The sequence below is a fragment of the Paenibacillus sp. TAF43_2 genome, assembly GCF_052113545.1.
Taxonomy (GTDB): Bacteria; Bacillota; Bacilli; order Paenibacillales; family Paenibacillaceae; genus Pristimantibacillus.
Genome location: NZ_JBFRDK010000271.1, coordinates 1 through 5717, shown reverse-complemented (window position 1 = coordinate 5717; position 5717 = coordinate 1). Strand labels below are relative to the sequence as shown.

Annotated in this window: 5 protein-coding genes; 4 read left to right on the top strand and 1 reads right to left on the bottom strand. The window is 45.9% G+C overall.

Going from position 1 to position 5717, the window contains the following annotated elements:
* The 4 genes from AB4Z17_RS31570 to AB4Z17_RS31555 all read left to right on the top strand — a co-directional run.
* Positions 1–1379, top strand: a 1379-nt coding sequence (locus AB4Z17_RS31570; RefSeq protein ID WP_441964235.1) for an extracellular solute-binding protein, incomplete at its 5' end; no start/stop codon positions are given.
* Positions 1380–1540: 161 nt separating this feature from the next.
* Positions 1541–2449: an ABC transporter permease gene (locus tag AB4Z17_RS31565; protein WP_441964237.1), complete on the top strand. Its 909-nt coding sequence runs from the start codon at positions 1541–1543 to the stop codon at positions 2447–2449.
* A gap of 19 nt (positions 2450–2468) precedes the next feature.
* On the top strand, positions 2469–3389 hold the full coding sequence (locus AB4Z17_RS31560) for a carbohydrate ABC transporter permease (RefSeq protein ID WP_441910263.1): 921 nt from the start codon (positions 2469–2471) through the stop codon (positions 3387–3389).
* 199 nt (positions 3390–3588) lie between these two features.
* Positions 3589–4353: a helix-turn-helix transcriptional regulator gene (locus AB4Z17_RS31555; protein ID WP_441910264.1), complete on the top strand. Its 765-nt coding sequence runs from the start codon at positions 3589–3591 to the stop codon at positions 4351–4353.
* 32 nt (positions 4354–4385) lie between these two features.
* Here AB4Z17_RS31555 and AB4Z17_RS31550 read toward each other — a convergent pair.
* Positions 4386–5717 (bottom strand): carboxylesterase/lipase family protein (locus AB4Z17_RS31550; RefSeq protein ID WP_441964233.1); only part of this gene is annotated, 1332 nt, incomplete at its 5' end.

Genomic DNA, 5717 nt, shown 5'->3' with positions numbered 1-5717 from the left:
ATCCTGATGTCATCTCTCCAGTAGGCGAGCTTTCTAAGCTACTGGATGCAGGCGCATTCATCCCGCTCAACGATCTAATTGAGAAGTATGGCCCTAACATCAAGCGTGTCTACGGCGATTATATGGACAAGATTACGAATGAGGATGGAAACATCTATATTCTTCCTTTCACGGCCAATGTAAACGGTTATTTGATGGAGCCGGACGCGTCCAGTACATTTTGGATGCAAAGACGTGTATTGAAAGAATTTGGTTATCCGGAAGTGAAAACGCTTGATCAATATTTTGATCTGATCGAGAAGTATCAAGCCAAATACCCTACGGTAGACGGAAAAGGTACGATTGGCTTCCTTACTTTCGCAGGAACGCCTGGTGAGTTTTTCACCATCACCAATCAGCCGATGCATCTAGCCGGATATCCAAACGACGGCAACGTCATGGTTGACATGCAAACTCATGAAGCCAAGCTTTATATGGCTAGCGAATATGAGAAGCGCTGGCTTTCCTCACTAAACGCGGTAAACCGGAAAAGCTTGCTTGACCCGGAAACCTTTACTGCTAACAAAGACCAGTACCTCGCTAAACTTACGTCCGGCCGCGTGCTGGGATATGTCAACTATGCTTGGCAAATTGGCGATGCTACCAACAATTTGAAAGCCGCAGGCAATGACGACCTACGTTATGTGGCGCTACCGATTGTCTTTGACGAAAGCATAACAGATGCCTATATCGATCCTCCCTCCTTTGTAAACAACCGAGGGCTCGGAATTACCGTGAGCGCTGAGGATCCGATACGAATCATTAAATATTGGGATAACCTATTGACCGAAGAAAATCAGAAGCTCATTCAATGGGGTGAGAAAGATGTCACCTATTCGGTAAATGAAGAAGGCCGTTTCGTCATGAGCAAGGAGCAAGTAGCCAACCGCAACGACAATGAATTCAAACGCAAATACGGCTGGGCATACTTCGATTATGAGTGGCCGCGATATGGCAACAACTCGGTGTACGAGGACGGCAACGCTCATGTGCCTACTAGTCAGCCAGAGGTTGCGGCGGTCAATTACACGGAGGGCGATCTAGCCCTGCTAAAGGCCTACGGTCTGAAGACCTTCTCCGGCTTTTACTCCGAACCGGTAGAACGAGCTTGGTACCCTGCCTGGAGTATCGAGAAGGAACAAGGCTCTCCTGAACAAATCTTCAATCAGAAAGCAGGCGATCTACAGCAGAAATACTATCCAAAAATGGTGTTCGCTTCTGAGGCAGCCTTTGAGTCCATTTGGAATGAATACATCGCAGAATTTAATAAGCTAGGTTCTGCTGGATTTGAAAAATTTGTAACCGCCAAAGTAAAGGATCGTATCGAAGGCAATTGGTAGACTGCAGGATCTGAATGATAATAATGAACCGGGAAAAGTGAAGCCACTTCACTTTTCCCTTCTAAGCTTGCTCAAGAGAGACAGTTTTAGCCGGAAGGGAGACGGATCGGGTGAAGAAACATGCAGTACAGCTGGCAGGATCGACTTCTGACGATTCGCGCCTGAGAACCTTATTCAAAACATTATCCAAACAGAAAATGCTAATGCTGATGTCATTGCCTTTTCTCCTCTGGGTTATCCTATTTAAATATATTCCGCTCTGGGGATGGACGATTGCCTTTCAGAAATTCAAATTGGCAAAGGATCTTTTTGACCAGACCTGGATCGGTTTAGATAACTTCAAGTCTTTGTTTCAGGAACAGCAGTTTTATCTCGTCCTGCGCAATACGCTCGTTATGAGCTCTATTAATCTGGTACTGGGATTTGCAACGGCCATTGTGCTGGCGCTGCTGCTAAATGAATTGCGTAAGGTTTATTTCAAGCGAACGGTGCAGACGATTAGCTACTTGCCGCATTTTATTTCATGGGTAGTCGCTGCAAATATTGTGCAAACAGCACTCGCGCCAGAGGGTATCGTCAATGTATTAATGCTCCGATTGCAGCTCATCGATCATCCTATTTTGTGGTTGGGAGTTGGTGAATATTTCTGGGGAATCCTCGGAGTAACGGAAGTATGGAAAAATGTAGGCTGGAATACCATCATTTATTTGGCTGCTATTACAACGATTGATCCGACTCAATATGAAGCGGCTGAAATGGATGGTGCTTCGCGCCTTCAACGGATGTGGCATGTTACGCTTCCGGGCATGAAGCCGGTCATTGTCATCCTGCTCATTATGAATTTGGGCCATRTTCTGGAGTCCGGGTTCGAAGCGCAGTACTTGCTAGGCAATGGTATCAATGTTGAATTTTCGGAAAATCTGGATATCTTCGTCTTGAAATACGGGATGCAAATGAATAACTTTGGCTTGGCGACCGCCGCCGGGATGTTTAAAACCGTGGTCAGCTTCATCTTCCTCATCGCAGCCAACAACCTCGCCAAACGAATGGGCGAAAGCAGATTGTACTAAATGAAAGGAGGCAAAGGTTATGGAACAAGCCAAAACAGCTCGAAATTCTTCGATAGGCGATAAAATATTCGATGTTTGTAATATTATTTTTATGATTATTCTGGTTATTTTGACCCTTTATCCCTTCTTGAACATGTTTGCCTTGTCGTTTAACGATGCGAATGATTCGATTCGAGGCAGCATTTATATTTGGCCACGTGAATGGACGCTGAGAAACTTTGAATATGTGTTCAACGAATCCAATGTTTTTTATGCGACCTTTATCTCCGCGGCGCGGACGATTATCGGGACAATCATCTCCGTCTTTTGTACGGCGATGCTGGCCTATACCATTAGCCGTCCTGAATATGCATTAAAAAAAATGGTATCTATGATCTTTATTTTCACGATGTATTTCAGCGGCGGCTTGATTCCGACCTACCTGCTGACCAAAGAGCTTGGGATGTTGAACAGCTTCTGGGTATACATTATCCCCGGCATTATCGGCGTGTTTAATATGATTGTTATCCGTTCCTTCATTGAAGGATTGCCGGAGGGCATTATGGAGTCGGCCAAAATGGATGGCGCCGGAGACTTTATCACATTTACGCGCATTGTGCTCCCGCTTACTATACCGGCGCTTGCTACGGTGTCTCTATTCGTAGCGGTATCCCAGTGGAACTCCTGGTTTGATGTGTTTTTGTACAACTCTTCCCGGCCAGAACTAAGCACCTTACAGTATGAACTGATGAAGGTATTGTCTACATCAAGCGCTACAACGAGCTCAGGCGGCTCGGCTGCCGATGCCTTTGCTAATGCCCAGGGCAATGTAACGACGGTTACGCCAACATCTGTTCGCGCAACGATGACGATCGTAGCCAGCTTGCCCATTATTATGGTCTATCCGTTTCTACAGAAGTATTTTGTCAAAGGAATGGTCGTCGGTGGTGTGAAAGGTTAATGACAACTATAACAAAGCTTCAACTAACGAGAATGTAACCTGATTAGCCCTTTCGCTTCCGCTCGGAAAGCCGAAAGGGCATAATTTCAATTCAACCTTTTACCATTGGTTTATATTATTGGTTGTTGTAACGCATTTGAATATTAATCCATAAATTTCTTCTACTTAATATAGTAGATCTAATTACAAGGAGGGGCTCATGACCCATATTCATTATGTAGAATGCAATACTACGCACGAAAAAAATTTTGTTATCGATGTCCCCATTGGCAATCACTGGCTCCTTGTCATCAACAAAACTCCCGCACAATTCTGGGTCAATGGCGAATTAAAGGAATATCCCGCCCATAACGCCATTCTCTATTGCCCGCAACAAAAAGTATATTACCAAGCCTGTGCGGATCAATTCGTCAATGACTGGATTCGCTTCGAAACCAATGAACCTTACTTTACGGAATCTTCGCTTCCGTTAGGCGTTCCCTTTTTTCTAAATGATCCGGACTACTGCTACAAGTTATTTGAACTGCTCGTCATTGAACACAACTTTAATCGAGATTACAAAAAATCCTCCATTGACTGCTTACTCCGTACGCTGTTCAACAAGCTATTAGAATCTTACTTTCAAGTTGACATTTTGCCTCAGCATTATCCTTTATTGAAGCTTCGCATCGCCATTCAAAACCATCCTGGCGATTATTGGACGGTTTCGAAAATGGCGGATTATCTCTGTATCAGTCCGGGCTATCTTCAGAATATTTATAAAAAGACATTTGGTACCTCTTGCATGGATGATGTCATCAACAGCCGCATTCGAATGGCCAAAGAATACTTAATTCACAGCAATCAGAGCATTGCTGAAATAGCCACTCTTAGCGGTTATCATAATGTGGAACACTTCTGCAGGCAATTCAAACAAATAACGGGGTATTCGCCAAGAAAATTTCAAAAGCATGTAAATGAATAATTTCCATCCCGGACTACTATGTCAAAATCGGTTCATCCGAATGAAAGGGCGCTGCGGTTCAGCCTGTTGTTCTTGAAATATTGCTCCACTAGAAACTTCATAATTTCGCTAGGCTGCTCCTTAGAAAACTCGGCCCGATCTGCGAACAGCATCCCATACGGGGCTTCGGGTGTATAGGGCTCCCATTGGGGCAATTCCTCTCCTGTAGCATCTAGTCCGTTCGGGTCTCCCGACTGGATGAAATTCACCCAGTAATTGCACATCTGGCGCGCCAAATCATAATGTTTGCCTACAAATGGTCTCCAGCATTTAGCGAGCGTCTCGAAGAAAAACCAGAGGTCCACCGAGTGAAAAGTGCCAGGGTTATCCCAACCCGGTATTTCARCATCAAAATTATAATAATACAGCGGGGTATCGGCACCAGCATCGGCGCTCCCTTGCGCAGCAATTCGAATGGCATATTCAATGCCGCTCACCGAGGCCTTCTTCTTGCTCTCTTCGAGATGATCAGGCTGAACGCTGCAAAGCTCCATAAAGGTTTCGGCATCATTGCCAAACAAAGCGATGGCCATTTGCTTGAAGTCGTCAATGGTGTCGACTTGCGGAACGCTGAAAAACTCGGTGGACGTATGACCGAACATTACCGGTACCATCCAGCGCTTGTTTTGAAGAAACAATTCAAACGGGTTACCCAAGCTAAACACTTGGTCTGCGACCGTGCCCCAGAATCCACGGTACTCCACCGCCTTGTCGCGGAGATACACCGCATCCAGCTGCCTGGCTTCTGCAAGCGAGGATATACCGAGATACTCAAAAAACTTCACACCGTCCTGTTCCGCTTCTGCCAAGCTGCTCCGAAGAAGCGGCATAAGATTTCCCGGGTATAACGGCGTAAAGATTCCGCTTTGTATAATTGCCCTTTGAAAGAGCCCTTCATTCTGAGGTGAAGTAAGCTGGCTCATGACGCTTCCACCGCCGGCGGACTGCCCTCCGATGGTGATCTTATTAGGATCGCCGCCGAAAGCTTCAATATTGCTCTTGACCCACCTTGTAGCCGCCTGCTGGTCGAGATTGCCGAAGTTAGCGGGAGCTTCGGGGGCTTCCGCCGTAATGTCGGGATGGGACAAGAACCCAAAGACATTCAGACGATAGTTGATCGTAACCACCACGATGCCCCGTCTAGCTATGCGTTCGCCGTCAAACTCCATTTCGGAAGGATGGCCAACCTGCAGTCCTCCGCCAAAATACCATACATAGACCGGTAGTTTTTCATCTGCACGATTGGCTGGCGTCCATACGTTTAGGTAAAGGCAATCCTCGTCCATCGCAATGTCAGGTTCCACAGCCCACTCCCGGGTATAGAT